Source organism: Streptomyces sp. NPDC086077, assembly GCF_040686175.1.
Classification (GTDB): Bacteria; Actinomycetota; Actinomycetes; order Streptomycetales; family Streptomycetaceae; genus Streptomyces.
In genome coordinates this window covers 53,740-70,102 of the sequence record NZ_JBFBJT010000023.1, presented here as the reverse complement: position 1 = coordinate 70,102, position 16,363 = coordinate 53,740, and the positions used below count along the sequence as shown (strand labels likewise).

Sequence of the window (16,363 nt, the reverse complement as noted above, 5' to 3'; positions counted from 1 at the left end):
CGGCACCTGCCTGGCCAGGGCCTCGATCACATGGCTGATCAGCGGCCCGGCGGCGTTGAGGCGCTTGTTGTAGGCCGACTGCTGGGGCAGGTAGCGGAAGAGGTGGCCCAGCCGGGCGTGGGCGAAGCGGATCCAGTGCCGGGCGGAGGGGAAGCCGAGCAGGACCTGGGCGACCGCCAGGCACAGCAGTTCGGCGTCCGTGAGTTTCGGGGGTCGCCCGATCCGGCGACAAGGCGCCACGTGGTCGTCGATGAACACGTACAGTGCCGCCAGAAGGGCGTCCAGGTTTGTCTTCACACACTGACCAACGGGCGCCCTTCGCCATGGTCGCGACCAGCACACACATCGGACTCATTCATCTAGCCTCACGGGACTATGACGAACACCAGAACACTCGGGCGCAGCGGCATCGAGATCAGTGCTCTCGGCTTCGGCTGCTGGGCTGTCGGCGGTGAGTGGCAGGACCCCTCCGGGCAGCCGCTGGGCTGGGGCACGGTCGACGACGAGGAGTCCGTGCGGGCGATCCGGCGCGCCCTCGACCTCGGCGTCACCTTCTTCGACACCGCCGACACCTACGGCGCGGGCCACAGCGAACGCGTCCTCGGCCGCGCCCTCGGCAAGCGCCGCGCCGATGTCGTCGTCGCCACCAAGTGGGGCAACGTCTTCGACGCGGACACCCGCACCCTCACCGGCAGCGACGACTCCCCGGCGTACGCGCGCCGCGCACTGACCGCCTCCCTGCGCCGCCTGGACACCGACCACGTCGACCTGTACCAGCTGCACCTGTCCGACGCGGACCCGGAGCGGGCGGCCGAACTGCGGGAGGCATGCGAGGAGTTCGTGCGGGAGGGGCTTGTCCGTGCCTACGGGTGGAGCACCGACGACCCCGCCCGCGCCGCCGTCTTCGCCGAGGGGGCGCACTGTGCCGCCGTACAGCACCGCCTCAACGTCCTGCAGGACGCGCCCGAGATGCTCGCGCTCTGCGCGGAGTCGGGGCTCGCCGGCATCAACCGCAGTCCGTTGGCGATGGGACTGCTGACCGGGAAGCGGGCCGCCGGGCAGCCCCTCGAGACGGGGGACATCCGCAGCGCGCCGCCCGCCTGGCTGCCGGGGTTCGCGTCCGGCAGGGGCGCCGACCCGGAGTGGACGCGCCAGGTCGACGCACTGCGGCAGATCCTGACCAGCGACGGCCGCACCCTCGCGCAGGGCTCCCTCGCCTGGATCTGGGCGCGCGCCGCGTGCACGGTCCCGATCCCCGGCTTCCGCACGGTCGCCCAGGCCGAGGAGAACGCGGGCGCGCTCGCCAAGGGGCCGCTCACCGCGGGGCAGCTGGCGGAGATCGACGTCGTCCTGGGCCGGTGAGCGCCGGGCCGGTGGCGCCGTGAACGCGGCAGCCGTGCCACGGCCGACCGGTTCGTACCTCGCGGTCCCTCGCGAGGTCCCCCCTCCGGTCGCCGTGGAACGGCTGCCGCCCCCCAGAGATGTGGCTGACGGGAGCTCGACGCTCCAAGTGTGAAGCCCTTGTGTGAAGTTCCTGTGGAGGAGAGTCGAGCATAAGCCCCCCACCGGCGGCAATGGGGCGGACGGTCGAACTCCGCTTGTGCAGGTTGACCGTTCACCCTTTCCACTCGACTTTTCCACTCGCTCGACTTTTCCGCTCGACTTCAGCCGCGCCCGATGTACGGCATCGTCGTCGCCAGCACCGTCGCGAACTGCACGTTCGCCTCCAGCGGCAGCTCCGCCATGTGCCGCACCGTGCGCGCCACGTCGGCGACGTCCATCACCGGCTCCGGCGCCACCTCGCCGTTCGCCTGCGGAGCGCCGTGCTCCATGGCCTTCGTCATGTCGGTCGCCGCGTTGCCGATGTCGATCTGTCCGACCGCGATCCGGTACGGCCGCCCGTCCAGCGACAGTGCCTTGGTCAGGCCGGTCAGCGCGTGCTTGGTGGCGGTGTAGGCGGCGGAGCGCGGGCGGGGCGCGTGCGCCGAGATCGAGCCGTTGTTGATGATCCGGCCGCCCTGCGGGTCCTGCTCCTTCATCTGCCGGTACGCCGCCCGCGCGCACAGGAACGCGCCGTTGAGGTTGGTGTCCACCACGTGGCGCCAGGCGTCGTACGCCAGTTCCTCGACCGGCACCCCGCCGGGCCCGAACGTCCCCGCGTTGTTGAACAGCAGGTCCACCCGCCCGAACCGCTCGACGGTCGCCGCGAACAGCGCGGTCACGTCCTCCTCCCGCGACACGTCCGTGCGGACGGCGAGACATGCGCCCTCGGGCACCAGGGCCGCCGTCTCCCGGAGTGTCTCCTCCCGGCGGCCGGCCAGCGCGACCGACCAGCCGGCGCGCAGCAGCTCCTCCGTGACCGCGCGGCCGACCCCGGAGCCCGCACCGGTCACGACCGCGATCCTCGACTGCCGTTCGGCAGTTTGCTTGGCATTCATAGCCCTGAAGGGTAGGAGACGGTCCGCCATCCGGAACTCATGAGTCCGCCATGCGGGTGTTGTGTACCCGCCAATCCTCCGTCGTCCCGGGCCACTCCAATGCCACCTGCACCCACTCGCAGGATCGTCAGGGGAGAACCGGATGACACCCCCAGCCCGTCAGCCCCACCACACCCCCGAACTACGCGCAGCCGCCCGGCACATCGGCCGCCGTCGCTTCCTCACCACCACCGGCGCCGCCGCCGCGCTCGCCTTCGCGGTCAACCTGCCCACCGCGGGCGTCGCCGGCGCCGCCGAACTCGACGCCGCGCAGATCAAGGACGACCCCTTCACCCTCGGCGTCGCCTCCGGCGACCCCCAGCCCACCTCGGTCCTGCTGTGGACCCGGCTGGCCCCCGTCCCCTTCCAGGCCGACAGCGGCCTGCCCGCCGAACGTGTCACCGTGCACTGGGAACTCGCCCGCGACGAGCACTTCCGCCGCCCCGTCAGACGCGGCACCACCACCGCGCACCCCGAGTTGCACCACACCGTGCACGTGGAGGTGGGCCACCTGGAGCCCGGCCGTCTCTACCACTACCGCTTCCGCGTCGGCCGCTGGATCAGCCCGGCCGGCCGCACCCGGACGGCGCCCGCCCCCTCCGACCGGGTCTCCGGCCTCACCCTGGCCGCCGTCTCCTGCCAGGCGTACCACGACGGCTACTTCACGGCGTACGGCCATCTCGCCCAGGACGACGTCGACGTGGTCTTCCACCTCGGCGACTACCTGTACGAGTACGCCGTCAACGCGGTGGGCGGCCAGCGCAACTACACCGACCGGACCCTGCCCGACCTGTTCAACCGGGAGACGGTGACGCTGGAGGACTACCGGCTGCGGTACGCCCTCTACAAGTCCGACCCCGACCTGCGCGCCGCCCACGCCGCGCACCCCTTCGTCGTCACCTGGGACGACCACGAGACCGAGAACAACTACGCCGGCGACACCCCCGAGAACTCCGTCCCGCCGGAGGAGTTCCTGCTGCGCCGCGCCTCCGCCTACCGCGCCTACTGGGAGAACCAGCCGCTGCGCCTGCCCCAGCGCCCCGAGGGCCCGGACATGCGGCTCTACAGGCGGCTGCAGTGGGGCCGGCTCGCCCAGTTCGACGTGCTCGACACCCGGCAGTACCGCTCCGACCAGGCCTACGGCGACGGCTCCGACGTGCCCGGCCCCGAGGTCGACGACCCGGCGCGCACCATGACCGGCGCGACGCAGGAGCGCTGGCTGCTCGACGGCTGGCGCCGCTCGCGGGCGCTGTGGAACGTCGTACCGCAGCAGGTCACCTTCTCCCAGCGGAAGTTCGACCTGACCGAGCCCTCGCGGGTGTCGATGGACGCCTGGGACGGCTACCGCGCCTCCCGCCGCCGGGTGCTGGACGGCGCGCGGGCCGCCGGCGTCGAGAACCTGATGGTGCTCACCGGCGACGTCCACGTCGGCTACGCCTTCGACATCAAGGACGACTTCGACGACCCGGCCTCGCGCACGCTGGGCACCGAGATCGTCGCCACCTCGATAGCCAGCGGCCGGGACGGCGCGGACAAGCCCGCCAACTGGGACACGTACATGACCGCCAACCCGCACATGCGGTTCTACAACGGGCGGCGCGGCTATGTGACGGTCGCGCTGGACCGGGAGCAGGCACGGGCCGACTTCCGGACGGTGCCGTACGTGACCACGCCGGGGGCGCCGGTCACGACGGCCGCGTCCTTCGTCACGGAGGTGGGGGAGCAGGGGCTCAGGCCGGTGTGAGTTCCGCCGTGGGGTCCGCCTCGGGGGCCTCGCCCGGGTAGCGGACGCCGATGCGGTCCCGGATCGCGTCGAGCGTCCGCATCACGGCGAGGGTGCCGTCGAGCGGGACCAGCGGGGACTCGGTCTCGCCGGCGCGCAGGGCGCGCATCACCTCGCGGGCCTCGTGCTGGAGGCTGTCGTGCGCGGCGCCGGCGGCCGGGTCGTGGGTGAACTCCTCGGGGTCCCGGCCGTCGCGGTGCAGGACGAACCGCTCCGGGTTGAAGAAACCGTGCGGGATGTCGATCCGGCCCTGGGTGCCCGTGACCGAGGCCGTGACGGGCGTACCCCCCACGATGGAGCAGTGCACCGAGGCGAGAGCACCGCTCTCCCAGGAGAGCAGCGCACCCGTCTGGAGATCGACGCCCTCGTCGGAGAGCACCGCTCTCGCCGCGATGTCCGACGGTTCCCCGAGCAGCAGATGCGCGAACGACACCGGGTACACGCCGAGGTCCAGCAGCGCACCCCCGCCCTGCCGCGGATCCCGCAGCCGGTGCGAGGGCGGGAACGGCCCGGACAGCCCGAAGTCGGCCTGCACACTGCGCACTTCACCGATCGCCCCGTCGTCCACCAGGGCCTTCAGCCGCCGCACCAGCGGACTGCAGTACATCCACATCGCCTCCATCAGGAAGCGATCCCGCTCGCGCGCCAGCGCGACCAGCTCCTGCGCCTGGCGCACGTTCAGCGTGAACGGCTTCTCCAGCAGCACGTTCCGCCCCGCCGCCAGGGCCAGACCGGCGGCCGTCCGGTGCGCCGCGTGCGGAGTGGCGACGTACACCACATCCACGTCCTCGTCGTGCGCCAGCGCCTCCCAGTCCCCGTACGCCCGGGGAATCCCGAACCGCTCCGCGAACGCCTTCGCCGCCTCCGCGGTCCGTGACGCCACCGCCACCACCTCGGCGTCCGGCAGATCCACCAGATCCGCCGTGAACGCCGCCGCGATCCCGCCCGTCGCCAGAATTCCCCACCGCACGTTCTCCGCGCCCATTCCTGCCCCGCCCTCGTTCTCGTTCGTTCTCGTTCGTTCTCGTTCGATGTCAGCAGGCACCGTGTTCGAACTGAGAGCATAGGGACCGGACTGCTCGGAGAGGGAGGGGCACATGCCCGAGGGGGCACCGATACCGGACCTGTCACAGGCGGCCGCGGCCCGCACGCGGCCGCCCGTCCGTGCACCGCGCCGCACCGGTCTGCTCGTCACGCTCGTCCTCGGCGGCCTGACCGCCACCCCGCCGCTGGCCATGGACATGTACCTCCCGGCGCTGCCGGAGGTCACCCGCTCGCTGCACGCGCCCGCCGCGACCGTGCAGCTCACCCTCACCGCCTGCCTGGCCGGCATGGCCTTCGGCCAGCTGATCGTCGGTCCGATGAGCGACCGCTGGGGCCGCCGCCGCCCGCTGCTGGCCGGACTCGCCGTCTACGTCGTCGCCACCGTGCTGTGCGCCCTGGCGCCCACCGTCGGGACGCTGGTCGCCTTCCGGCTGGCGCAGGGGCTCGCGGGCGCGGCCGGGATCGTGATCGCCCGGGCGGTCGTGCGCGATCTGTACGACGGCATGGCCATGGCCCGCTTCTTCTCCACCCTGATGCTGATCTCCGGCGTCGCCCCCATCGTGGCGCCGCTGATCGGCGGCCAGATGCTGCGGGTGACGGACTGGCGGGGTGTGTTCGTGCTGCTCGCCGTCGTCGGGGCGGTGCTCGCGGCGGTGGTGTGGTTCCGGCTCCCGGAGACCCTGCCCACCGAGGAGCGGCACAGCGGCGGCGTCGGCGAGGCCCTGCACACCATGCGCCGCCTGCTGGCCGACCTGCCGTTCACCGGCTTCATGCTCGCCGGCGGCTTCGCCTTCGCCGCGCTGTTCGCGTACATCGCGGCCTCGCCGTTCGTCGTCCAGGAGATCTACGGCGCCTCCCCGCAGACGTTCAGCCTGCTGTTCGGCCTGAACTCGATCGGGCTGGTCGTCGCCGGGCAGATCAACGGCAAGGTGCTGGTCGGCCGGGTCCGCCTGGACAAGGTGCTGGCCGTCGGCCTCGGCATCGTCGTGCTGGCCGCGACCGCGCTGCTGCTGATGTCGGTGGGCGTCTTCGGCGAGGTGGGGCTCGCGCCGGTGGCCGGCGCGCTGTTCGTGCTGATGAGCGCGATGGGCATCACCCTGCCCAACACCCAGGCGCTGGCCCTGATGCGGGTACGGCACGCGGCCGGGTCCGCGTCCGCGCTGCTCGGCACGTCCTCCTTCCTCATCGGTGCGATCGCCTCCCCGCTCGTCGGGGTCGCCGGTGAGCACACCGCCGTCCCCATGGCCGTCGTCCAACTGGCCGCTGCGCTGGTGGCGGTCGGCTGCTTCGTGGGAATGTGCCGTCCCTGGAACAACCGTGCGGACTGGGAGGGTGGGGGTACCCTCCGCTCGGCGAGCGCGTCCGAGAGCTTGGGGGAAGAGAGCTGAGCGCACCCAAACTGCGTACTGGTGCCCCGGAACGGGCCGGCCTCGACGCCGGCGAACTCCGCGCCCTGGTCCGCGAGGTCCGGCAGCTGACCACCGGGGAACGCCCGTGGGCACCGGGAGTCGTCGTGGCCGCCGGGCGGGGGCCGGTGCTCGCGGTGCACGAGGCGGCGGGCCACGCGGTGCGGTACGCGGCGTACGACCCGGAGACGGACGCGGGCGTGGAACTGCCGCGCTCCGCACGTGTGCCGATGACCGTCGACACCGTCTTCGACCTGGCCTCGCTCACCAAGCTGTTCACGGCCGTCGCCGCGGTGCAGCAGATCGAGCGCCGCACGCTGGGCATCGACGGGCAGGTCGGCGCGTACCTCCCCGAGTTCCGGGCTGCCGCCCGGCACGGCATCACGGTCCGCGCCCTCCTCACCCACACCTCGGGGCTGCGCCCCGAACTGCCGCTGTACGACTGCGCGACGGCCGCGGAACGCCTGGCCCTGCTCCGCGCGGAGGCCCCGGACGGCCCGCCGGGCGAGTACCGCTACTCGGACCTGAACCTGCTCCTGCTCCAGTACGTCCTCGAACGCGTCACCGGCCGCCCCCTGGACGTCCTGATCCGCGACGGCATCACCCGGCCCCTGGGCATGACGTCGACCCGCTTCGGCCCGTGCCCGGACGCGGCGGCGACGGAGGACCAGCGCCGCCCGTGGGCGAAGGCGGACCGGGGGATGCTGCGGGGCGAGGTCCACGACGAGAACGCCTGGGCGCTGGGCGGGGTCGCCGGGCACGCCGGGCTGTTCTCGACGGCCCGGGACCTGGCGGTCTTCTGCCGCGCGCTGCTGGCGGGCGGCTCGTACGGGCCGGCGCGCATCCTGGGCCCGGACTACGTGGACCTGATGCTGACGCCGCCCGGGCTGGGCTTCGCCATGGACCAGTCGTGGTTCATGGGGGAGCTGGCGGGCAGGGGCGCGGCGGGCCACACCGGGTTCACGGGAACGTCCCTGGTGGTGGACCGGGCGACGGACACCTTCCTGATCCTGCTGGCCAACACGGTCCATCCGCGGCGCCGGGCGCCCGACAGCCGGCCACGGGCCCGGGCGGGGTCGCGGATGGCCTGGGCGGTGCGGGGAGTATGAGCGCGCCGGCGACCTGAGAGAATCGCACGGTGAACGCGCCCCTGCCCGCCTCCGACACCCTCCGCGCCGCCCTCGCCGGGCTCCTCGACGGGCTGCCGCCCAGGCAGGCCGCGCAGGCGGTGGAACGGCTGATCGCGAACTACCGGGGGGCCACCCCGACCGACGCGCCGATCCTGCGGGACCGGGCGGACGTGGTCGCGTACGCGGCGTACCGGATGCCGGCCACCTTCGAGGCGGTCTCCGCGGCGCTGGAGGCGCTCGCGGACGCCGCGCCGGACTGGGAGCCGGGCGGGCACGTGGACGTCGGGGGCGGTACGGGCGCGGCGACCTGGGCCGTCACCGCCACCTGGGAGGGCACACGCCCGGTCACCGTGCTCGACTGGGCCGAGCCGGCGCTGGCGCTGGGCCGGGAGATCGCGGCGGCCAACCCGGCGCTGCGGGACACCCGCTGGCAGCGCTCCCGTATCGGATCGGCGCTCACCATGGAGAGCACAGATCTCGTCACCGTGTCCTACGTCCTCAACGAGCTCACCGCCCCCGACCGCACCGCCCTCGTCGACGCCGCCGCCTCCGCGGCCCAGGCCGTGGTGATCGTCGAACCCGGCACCCCCGACGGCTACGCCCGCGTCATCGAGGCCCGCGACCGGCTGATCGGCGCCGGCTTCCACATCGCCGCCCCGTGCCCGCACAGCGCCGCCTGCCCGATCGTCCCCGGCACCGACTGGTGCCACTTCTCGGCCCGGGTCAGCCGCTCCTCCCTGCACCGCCAGGTCAAGGGCGGCTCCCTGGCCTACGAGGACGAGAAGTTCAGCTACGTCGCCGCGACCCGCTTCCGCCCCGCGCCGGCCGCCGCCCGCGTCGTACGGAAGCCGCAGATCCGCAAGGGCCAGGTGCTGCTGGACCTGTGCGAAGGCCCCGACCCGAACGGGCCCGCCCTGCGCCGCACGACGGTCACCAAGCGTCACGGCGACCTCTACAAGGCCGCGCGCGACGCCGGCTGGGGCGACCCCTGGCCCCTGTGACGCGGCACCGAGACCTACTGTCCCGCGTTCTTCTCCTGGAACTTGCGCAGCAGTTCCCGTTTCTGGGCCTGGGCGTCGGGGCCGCCGACGCGGCCGCCCCGGTTGCCGCCGCGCAGGGCCTTGCGGCCGAGCTTCCGGCGCGTGCCGCCGACCCCCAGCATGTTTCCGGCTCCACCTCGGGTCATGCTCTGCCTCCCTGTACGTCGCTGACATCCCTGTCCGTCCAACAGCAGGGACGAGACGTATCGTCTCGCCTTTGCCTTCACAGGCTGCAACGAGACGTGCCGTCTTGTCAACCTGATAGATTCGTCGCATGGTCAAGAAGCCCGCCCCTGACTCCACCCGCCGCAGCGAGAGGTCTCGCCGCGCGATCTACGGCGCCGCCCTCGCGCTCGTCGCGGAGGTCGGTTACGCGAAGGCCACCATCGAGGGCATCGCCGCCCGCGCCGGCGTGGGCAAGCAGACGATCTACCGCTGGTGGCCGTCCAAGGCGGACGTACTCCTGGAGGCCTTCCTCGACCTCGGCGAGCAGGCGGCGGAGCAGGCCGCCGAACAGGGAGCCGAGCAGGGAGCGCGACCGGCCGCCGAGTACGCCATCCCGGACACCGGCGACCTCGCCGCCGACCTCAAGTACGTCCTGCGCGCCACCGTCGACGAACTCCTCGACCCCAAGTTCGAAGCCCCGTCCCGCGCCCTGGCCGCCGAGGGCGTCGTCAACGAGGCGCTCGGGCGGCAGTTCGTCGCCAAGCTCCTCGAACCGCAGCTCCAGTTGTACGTGCGGCGACTGCGCGCGGCGCAGGACGCCGGCCAGGTCCGCCCCGGCATCGACCCGCGCATCGCACTGGAACTCTTCGTCTCCCCGCTGGCCCAGCGCTGGTTGCAGCGCACCGGCCCGATCTCCTACGAGTACACCGACACCCTCGTCGACTACGCGTTGCACGGCCTCGCACCCCGGTGACCGGATGTGATCCACCGTGGCTGTCCGTGATTCCCGGTGTGGAGTATGTCTCGTACCCCCGGCCCCGGTTGGGGACTACGGCCTCCCAGGGCGCAGGATGGTGGGACCATGGGGCATGGTGACCGTTCCACAGGCGAGGCGAGGGGATAGATGAGCGCGGAGTTCGGCGGCCGCTCCGGCCGGCAGGGCACACTCTCCCAGTGGCTGCGCGGACGCCGCCCCAAGGAGACCGCCGACGACGGCGGCCGGGAGGCCCAGCTGCTCGCCACCGCCGCCGCGGGACTGCCCCTGGCGCCCGCCGCCTATCCGGCACCCGACTACCGCTGTTCCTGCGACCGCGTCGGCTGTCCCACCCCCGCCCGGCACCCGGTGTCGTTCGCCTGGCAGACGCAGTCCACCACCGACCGTGCCCAGATCGAGCGCTGGGCCCGCCACCAGCCGCAGGCCAACTTCATCACCGCCACCGGCATGACGCACGACGTCCTCGACGTGCCGCTGGAGGCCGGCCGCGAGGCCCTGGACCGGCTGCTCGCCTCGGGTGTGGAGGTCGGCCCGGTCGCCACCAGCGACGACGGCCGCATGCTGTTCTTCACCCTCACCCGCGGCACGCCCGAGGAGGAGGACGAGTGGTGGCCGTGCGAACTGGACTGCCACCCCGAGACGATGGACGAGCATCCCGGCCTGCGCTGGCACTGCCGCGGCTCCTACGTCCTCGTGCCCCCGGCCCGGCTCCCCGGTGACGACCAGTCCGTTCGCTGGCTGCGCGGTCCCGAGCACCCGCTGCCCGACCCGCTGACCCTGCTGGAGTCGCTCACGGACGCCTGCGCCCGGCACGCGAGCACGGAGGCCGACCACACGAGCGCGGCCTGGCCCCTGCGCCACTGACTCCTGGCCAAGGATCCGACACCGCTTCCGGTTCCGGTTGCTGAAGGGCTACTCGCCCTTCGCGGACGTCAGCCCCTGGATACGGCCCAGCACGGTCACCTGGTCCTGGTCCGCGCCGGATCCCTTCCTCGGGTCCAGCGCCACCTGGTTGGAGACGAACTCCATCGTCAGCGACTGCTTGATCTCGCCGGTGGTCAGCGCCTCCACGTCCTCGCTCGGCTCCGGAACCGACGTGCCCGCCGCGGCCGTCTGCTTCTCGTAGTGGTGCGTGGTGAAGAACACCAGCGCCCCACCGTCCGCGGTGCGCAGCGCGACCGGGGCGTAGTCGCCCTCGGTCAGCGGCTCGTCGAGGTACTGGGTGACCAGACCCGGCCGCTCCTTGTTCTTCTCCCGGTCCTCGCGCCACTGGCTGGTGTGCGCGCCGGGCGCGAAGCCGGCGCCGCCGTTCTGGAGGTACGCGACGTAGTCCTTGCTCAACCGGGCCGGGTTCACGGCGAATTCGGCGGAGTCGACGGGCAGGGCCTCGGCCCAGCCGTCCTTGTCCTTCTTGAACTCCGGCACCTTCCCGGGCGCCACGAGCGTCAGATAGGACACCTCCCACTCCTCCTCCAGTCCGTCCCGGGTGAACACCAGCAGCCAGCGCGCGTCCCCGCCCCGGTTGGCCTTGGCGTCCGCGAGGAACCAGCGCGGCCAGCCCGCCTTCTTCGGAATCGTGTACGTGACGTCGCTGAACTCCAGCGGGGCGTGGTTCGGGTTGCCGCCCGGGTTGTTGACGTGGCCCGCCTTCAGCCGCGCCTCGTCGATGGCGGCCAGCGGCCCTGTGACGTGGTCGGCGTCGAGCGAACTGTCGTACGACTTGTCCGCCTTGTTGTACGCGCTCGTGAACTCCTGGAGCGCCTCGGCCGCCTCGTCCTGGGTCGCGCCCGGCAGCACCTCCCGCTCCCCGTGCACCACCACGCATCCGCTCGCCGTCAACGACAAAGCGGTCAGCGAAGCGGCCATGAGCGCACTCCGGTCCAGCCTGCGAAGCCTGCGAGGGCCGCGATCCCTGCTCATCGGGTCCTTTCCACCTTCCCCTTCCCGGAGGCGAACCCTACCGGGGCACCCCGGCGCGCGGGCGGCCGGTTCCGGGTACAGCGGCCACACCGTGACCTGGACTTCACAGATCCCGGCGAGGGTGCCGCTCCCGGCACAGCCGCAGCACCAGTTTCTCGTGCTTGAGGTCGAGGGCGTCGGCCGGTGGCTCGAGGACGGGGCGGTCCCCGCGCGCCGGTGGTGTTTGAATGCCGGAGTGACTGACTACGACGTGCTGCGTGTCTTCTGCGCGGCCAGCGGCGGATACGGCAACGAACTGGGCGTCGTCCGCGACGGTTCGGTCCTTCCCGGGCGGAGCGAACGGCAGGCGTTCGCGGCGAAGCTCGGGTTCAGCGAGACCGTGTTCGTGGACGACCCCGAGCGCGGCGTCATCGACATCTACACGCCCGGCGCGCGCCTGCCGTTCGCCGGGCACCCGTGCGTCGGCGCGGCCTGGCTGCTCGACGTGCCCGAGCTGGTCACGCCCGCCGGGGTGGTGGGGGCCCGGCAGGACGGGGAGTTCAGCTGGATCGAGGCGCGCCCGGAGTGGCCGGAGCCGCGCACCCTGCGCCGGTACGCCACCGCCGCCGAGGTCGACGACCTGCCCGTACCGCCGCCGGGGGATTGGCTGTACGCCTGGGCGTGGGAGGACGAGGCGGCGGGCCGGGTACGGGCGCGCGGCTTTCCCGGCCGGGGCGACGGCATCGATGAGGACGAGGCGACCGGCGCCGCCGCCCTGCTGCTGACGGCCCGGCTGGATCGGGCCCTGAACATCGCGCAGGGCGCCGGTTCACAGATTCTGACGGCGCCTCAGCCGGACGGGTGGGTGGAGATCGGGGGCCGGGTCCTGCTGGAGCGCTGAGCGCCCGTACGGGTGGAACAGCGTGTGCGCGGTGTGGTGAGCGGGGACCGATGGGCGTGACCACTCAGCATCGCGAGAGGAGCCCCATGCGCATCCGATCTGCCCTGGCCGCGACCTTCCTGGCCGCCGCCCTGACCGCCACCGGCGCCGCGACGGCCACCGCCCTCGACCCCCGGGTCGCGACCGACGAGACCGTTCCGTGCAGCCCGTACGCGGGCTCCGTCGACGCGGAGACCGCCGACATCGAGTTCGCGGGCGCGGTCTGCCACAACGGGGTCTTCGACTTCTGAGCGGCACACGCCAGGCACGCCGGGTTCCGTCCCGAGCCGGGCCCCGGGTCCCTCTCGCACGACGCGAGGGGGACCCGCTCCGTTGCCGCGGCCCCGCTCAGGCGGACAGCGGGAACTCCTCGCCCAGCGCCCGGAACACGGCGGTGTTCAGCGCGAAGGCCTCTTTGCACTCGGCCACGACCCGCTGCCGCTCCAGCTCGTCCGCGTCGATCGCGTCCAGCAGTTCGCGGTAACCCCGCTTGAACGCCGCCGGGTTGCCGATCTCCTCGAAGACGTAGAACCGGACGCCGTCGCCCTTCTTCGCGAAGCCCCACGTCCGCTCGGCCTTGTCGCGGATGATCTGACCGCCGGACAGGTCGCCGAGGTAGCGGGTGTAGTGGTGGGCCACGTAGCCCGCGGGCCACTCGCGCGCGCACCGCGCGACCCGGTCCGCGTACGCCCGCGTGGCGGGCAGGGCGGTGAGCGTCGCCCGCCAGCCGGCGCCCCGCAGATGTGCGAGGTCCCGCTCCAGGGCGGGCAGCCGGAACAGCCCCGGCTGGATGAAGGGGCCCGCCACCGGGTCCGAGGCCAGCCGGTCCGCGCCGGCCTCCAGGGCCTCGTACACGAACCACAGTTGCTCCGTGTAGCGCGCGTACGCGTCCACCCCCAACCGGCCGCCCAGCAGATCGCTCATGAACGTCGAGGTCTCCGCCTCCACGTGCTGCTCGTGGGAAGCGGTGCGGATGAGGGTCGAGAAGGAGTCCATGAGCCCAGTTTCTATGGTTAGGTTTACCTAAGTCAAAGCCCTTTCCGACATCCTGTCGGTAACTCTGTACCCCTCATCCTCACCGGCCGCACACCCGCCCGCACACGAAAGAGGCCCGCCCCCGGAAGAGGGCGGGCCTGGACAGGAGGGGGCCTACGGCAGCGTGAGGATCTCCGCGCCGGAGTCCGTCACGACCAGCGTGTGCTCGAACTGCGCCGTCCGCCTGCGGTCCTTCGTGACGACCGTCCAGCCGTCGTCCCACATGTCGTACTCGTGCGTCCCGAGCGTCAGCATCGGCTCGATGGTGAAGGTCATGCCGGGCTGCATCACGGTGGTCGCGTGCGGCGCGTCGTAGTGCGGGACGATCAGACCGGAGTGGAACGACGAGTTGATGCCGTGTCCGGTGAAGTCGCGGACCACGCCGTAGCCGAAGCGCTTGGCGTACGACTCGATGACCCGGCCGATGACGTTGATCTGCCGGCCCGGCCGGACGGCCTTGATCGCCCGGTTCAGCGACTCCCGGGTGCGCTCGACGAGCAGCCGGCTCTCCTCGTCCACGTCGCCGACCAGGTACGTGGCGTTGTTGTCGCCGTGCACCCCGCCGATGTACGCGGTCACGTCCAGGTTGACGATGTCGCCGTCCCGCAGGACCGTCGAGTCGGGGATGCCGTGACAGATCACCTCGTTGACGGAGGTGCACAGGGACTTCGGGAAGCCCCGGTAACCGAGCGTGGAGGGGTAGGCGCCGTGGTCGCACAGGAACTCGTGCGCGACCCGGTCCAGCTCGTCCGTCGTCACGCCCGGCGCGATGGCCTTCGCCGCCTCGGCCATCGCCCGCGCGGCGATCCGCCCCGCGGTCCGCATCGCCTCGACGGTCTCCGGCGTCTGCACCTCCGGCCCGGTGTACGGCGTCGGCGCGGGCCTGCCGACGTACTCGGGCCGCCGGATGTTTCCGGGCACGGAACGGGTGGGAGACAGCTCCCCTGGTACGAGCAGCGACTGGCCAGACATGCCAGCGAGTCTAACCAGCGGGCATACGAGACCATGTCCCCTGGCGAAAGGAGCCGGTCATGGCCCTGTTCAAGAAGCGCACCGTCGGCAAACCGGGCGAGTGGTACTACTGCCTGGAACACAAGAAGGTCGAGGAGGGGCCCGAGTGCCCCAACAAGGACCGCTTCGGCCCGTACACCAGCCGCGCGGAGGCCGAACACGCGATGGAGACGGCCCGCGAGCGGAACCTCGAATGGGAGAACGACCCGCGGTGGCACGACACCGTGGGGCGCGGGGAGCGCGACGAGGACTGATCAGGCCGCCGTCGACGCGGCTGCGCGCTGGTCGCGCAGTCGCGTCGCGTGCTCGTTCGTCCGCACGTCGTACGTCATCAGCTTCGGAAGGCAGAGCGCCAGCAGCCCCACCGCGCCCGCGCACAGCAGCCCGCCGGACCACACCGACGCCCGCACCCCCGCCCACGCCGCCATGCCACCCGCGCGGACCTGGCCGAGCTGCGGTCCCACCGAGTACGACAGCAGTTCGATGCCGGCCAGCCGGCCGCGCAGCGCGTCGGGGATCGTCTGGTTCCACATCGCCGCCCGGAAGATGCCGCTGACCATGTCGAAGGCGCCACCGAGCGCCAGGCACAACAGCACCAGCCACACGTTCCCGGCGATGCCCGCGGCGGCCATGGCGAGCCCCCAGCCGGCCGCCGCCAGCACCACCATCCGCCCGTGCCGGTGCACCCGTGACGTCCAGCCGCTGGTCAGGCTCACCACCAGGGAACCCGCCGGGATCGCCGCGTACATCAAACCCAGCGACCACTCGGCGCGCAGCTCGTCCGCGAGGAACGGCAGCACGGCGAGCGGCATCGCCAGGAACATCGCCGCGAGGTCGATCGTGTAGGTGCCGAGCAACTCCTTGCGGCTCCACGCGTACCGGGCGCCCTCCGCGATCGACGTCCAGGACGGCTTGGCCGCCTCGTGGGACGCGGGGGAGGCGGCGAGGCCGAGCGCCAGCGCCACCGAGACGGCGAAGGTGACGAGGTCCAGCGCGTAGGCCCAGCCCAGCCCGGCGTACGCCACGACGACGCCGGCCAGCGCCGGGCCCGCGATGCCGCCGACCTGCCAGCGCAGCGCGTTGAGCGAGGCGGCGGCCGGCAGGTGCTGGTGGGCCACGATCCGGGGCGTCAGCGCGTCCAGCGCGGGCCGCTGGACCGATATCAGCGCGGAGGACAGGGCGGCGACCACGTACAGCGGCCAGATCGCCGGGTTCGGCAGCAGCGCGTTCACCAGCAGCACCGCGCACAGCAGGCCGAGCCCGGCCTCCGTCCACAGGATCAGCTTCCGCTTGTCCCAGGCGTCGGCGAGCGCGCCGCCGTACAGCCCGAACACGACGAGCGGCACCAGCTCCACGGCCCCGATCGCGCCCACGGCCACGGCCGACCCGGTGAGCTCCTTGATCTGCACCGGCAGCGCCACGAAGGTCAGGAAGCTGCCGAAGTTGGTGATCAGACCCGCGACCCACAGCCTGCGGAAGTCGGGTGAGGTCCGCCACGGGGCGAGGTCGGGCAGGAGGGCGCGCGGGCCGGTGGGGGGCTGGGGTGGGGCGTCGTCGTTCACGACAGGCCATGTTCGGACGGGGCCGGGGCCTGGGGCAACTGCTTTACGCGGGGGTGGCCGCCGTCCCGTGCGGGACCGGGCAGGGGCCGGGCAGTG

The 16,363-nt window shown here is 72.5% G+C and carries 17 protein-coding genes and 1 pseudogene; 10 read left to right on the top strand and 8 right to left on the bottom strand.

Annotated elements, in window-relative coordinates; all coding sequences use genetic code 11:
• Positions 1 to 297: pseudogene (locus tag AB0O67_RS09920) on the bottom strand (IS982 family transposase); the annotation flags it as partial.
• Between the two features lie 78 nt (positions 298 to 375).
• Here AB0O67_RS09920 and AB0O67_RS09915 point away from each other — a divergent pair.
• Entirely contained in the window at positions 376 to 1,362 is a 987-nt protein-coding gene (locus tag AB0O67_RS09915) for an aldo/keto reductase (protein ID WP_365448098.1), read from the top strand.
• A gap of 302 nt (positions 1,363 to 1,664) precedes the next feature.
• Here the strand turns inward: AB0O67_RS09915 and AB0O67_RS09910 are convergent, their stop codons facing one another.
• A complete protein-coding gene (locus tag AB0O67_RS09910) occupies positions 1,665 to 2,438 on the bottom strand; it encodes an SDR family oxidoreductase (RefSeq protein WP_365448096.1) in 774 nt (257 codons plus the stop codon).
• A gap of 142 nt (positions 2,439 to 2,580) precedes the next feature.
• Between AB0O67_RS09910 and AB0O67_RS09905 the strand changes: the two genes are divergently transcribed.
• Positions 2,581 to 4,221 (top strand): alkaline phosphatase D family protein, encoded by a 1,641-nt coding sequence (locus AB0O67_RS09905; RefSeq protein WP_365448094.1) that lies wholly within the window; start codon positions 2,581 to 2,583, stop codon positions 4,219 to 4,221.
• On the opposite strand, the gene AB0O67_RS09900 is transcribed toward AB0O67_RS09905, so the two are convergent.
• Positions 4,208 to 5,245, bottom strand: a complete 1,038-nt coding sequence (locus tag AB0O67_RS09900; protein WP_365448092.1) for a Gfo/Idh/MocA family oxidoreductase — start codon at positions 5,243 to 5,245, stop codon at positions 4,208 to 4,210. The two genes, AB0O67_RS09905 and AB0O67_RS09900, sit on opposite strands and share 14 nt — an antisense overlap.
• A 112-nt stretch (positions 5,246 to 5,357) precedes the next feature.
• Between AB0O67_RS09900 and AB0O67_RS09895 the strand changes: the two genes are divergently transcribed.
• From AB0O67_RS09895 to AB0O67_RS09885, 3 genes are read left to right on the top strand one after another with little or no spacing between them, the layout of a single operon-like run.
• Positions 5,358 to 6,692 (top strand): multidrug effflux MFS transporter, encoded by a 1,335-nt coding sequence (locus AB0O67_RS09895; protein ID WP_365448090.1) that lies wholly within the window; start codon positions 5,358 to 5,360, stop codon positions 6,690 to 6,692.
• Entirely contained in the window at positions 6,629 to 7,819 is a 1,191-nt protein-coding gene (locus AB0O67_RS09890) for a serine hydrolase domain-containing protein (protein WP_365448100.1), read from the top strand. Before AB0O67_RS09895 ends, AB0O67_RS09890 begins: the two co-directional genes overlap by 64 nt.
• A 29-nt stretch (positions 7,820 to 7,848) precedes the next feature.
• On the top strand, positions 7,849 to 8,841 hold the full coding sequence (locus tag AB0O67_RS09885; protein ID WP_365448088.1) for a small ribosomal subunit Rsm22 family protein: 993 nt from the start codon (positions 7,849 to 7,851) through the stop codon (positions 8,839 to 8,841).
• 14 nt (positions 8,842 to 8,855) lie between these two features.
• Here AB0O67_RS09885 and AB0O67_RS09880 read toward each other — a convergent pair whose 3' ends face one another.
• A complete protein-coding gene (locus AB0O67_RS09880) occupies positions 8,856 to 9,026 on the bottom strand; it encodes a DUF6243 family protein (RefSeq protein ID WP_365448086.1) in 171 nt (56 codons plus the stop codon).
• Between the two features lie 128 nt (positions 9,027 to 9,154).
• On the opposite strand from AB0O67_RS09880, the gene AB0O67_RS09875 reads away from it, so the two are divergent.
• Both AB0O67_RS09875 and AB0O67_RS09870 read left to right on the top strand, forming a co-directional pair.
• A complete protein-coding gene (locus AB0O67_RS09875; RefSeq protein WP_365448084.1) occupies positions 9,155 to 9,799 on the top strand; it encodes a TetR/AcrR family transcriptional regulator in 645 nt (214 codons plus the stop codon).
• A 150-nt stretch (positions 9,800 to 9,949) separates the two neighbouring features.
• On the top strand, positions 9,950 to 10,684 hold the full coding sequence (locus AB0O67_RS09870) for a bifunctional DNA primase/polymerase (RefSeq protein WP_365448082.1): 735 nt from the start codon (positions 9,950 to 9,952) through the stop codon (positions 10,682 to 10,684).
• Positions 10,685 to 10,732: 48 nt separating this feature from the next.
• Here the strand turns inward: AB0O67_RS09870 and AB0O67_RS09865 are convergent, their stop codons facing one another.
• Complete coding sequence (locus tag AB0O67_RS09865) at positions 10,733 to 11,740, bottom strand: hypothetical protein (protein WP_365448080.1); 1,008 nt, start codon at positions 11,738 to 11,740, stop codon at positions 10,733 to 10,735.
• A gap of 235 nt (positions 11,741 to 11,975) precedes the next feature.
• Between AB0O67_RS09865 and AB0O67_RS09860 the strand changes: the two genes are divergently transcribed.
• Both AB0O67_RS09860 and AB0O67_RS09855 read left to right on the top strand, forming a co-directional pair.
• Entirely contained in the window at positions 11,976 to 12,620 is a 645-nt protein-coding gene (locus AB0O67_RS09860; protein WP_365448078.1) for a PhzF family phenazine biosynthesis protein, read from the top strand.
• 86 nt (positions 12,621 to 12,706) lie between these two features.
• Positions 12,707 to 12,910 carry a hypothetical protein gene (locus AB0O67_RS09855; RefSeq protein WP_365448076.1) on the top strand — a complete coding sequence of 68 codons (204 nt, stop codon included), beginning with the start codon at positions 12,707 to 12,709 and terminating at the stop codon, positions 12,908 to 12,910.
• A 97-nt stretch (positions 12,911 to 13,007) separates the two neighbouring features.
• Here AB0O67_RS09855 and AB0O67_RS09850 read toward each other — a convergent pair whose 3' ends face one another.
• Both AB0O67_RS09850 and map read right to left on the bottom strand, forming a co-directional pair.
• Positions 13,008 to 13,655 carry a biliverdin-producing heme oxygenase gene (locus AB0O67_RS09850; RefSeq protein ID WP_365448074.1) on the bottom strand — a complete coding sequence of 216 codons (648 nt, stop codon included), beginning with the start codon at positions 13,653 to 13,655 and terminating at the stop codon, positions 13,008 to 13,010.
• 153 nt (positions 13,656 to 13,808) lie between these two features.
• Positions 13,809 to 14,666: a type I methionyl aminopeptidase gene (gene map / locus AB0O67_RS09845; RefSeq protein WP_365448072.1), complete on the bottom strand. Its 858-nt coding sequence runs from the start codon at positions 14,664 to 14,666 to the stop codon at positions 13,809 to 13,811.
• A 59-nt stretch (positions 14,667 to 14,725) separates the two neighbouring features.
• On the opposite strand from map, the gene AB0O67_RS09840 reads away from it, so the two are divergent.
• Positions 14,726 to 14,959, top strand: coding sequence for a hypothetical protein (locus AB0O67_RS09840; RefSeq protein WP_365448070.1), 234 nt, complete (start codon positions 14,726 to 14,728; stop codon positions 14,957 to 14,959).
• Here the strand turns inward: AB0O67_RS09840 and AB0O67_RS09835 are convergent, their stop codons facing one another.
• Positions 14,960 to 16,267 carry an MFS transporter gene (locus AB0O67_RS09835; RefSeq protein ID WP_365448068.1) on the bottom strand — a complete coding sequence of 436 codons (1,308 nt, stop codon included), beginning with the start codon at positions 16,265 to 16,267 and terminating at the stop codon, positions 14,960 to 14,962.
• Positions 16,268 to 16,363 lie beyond the last annotated feature (96 nt).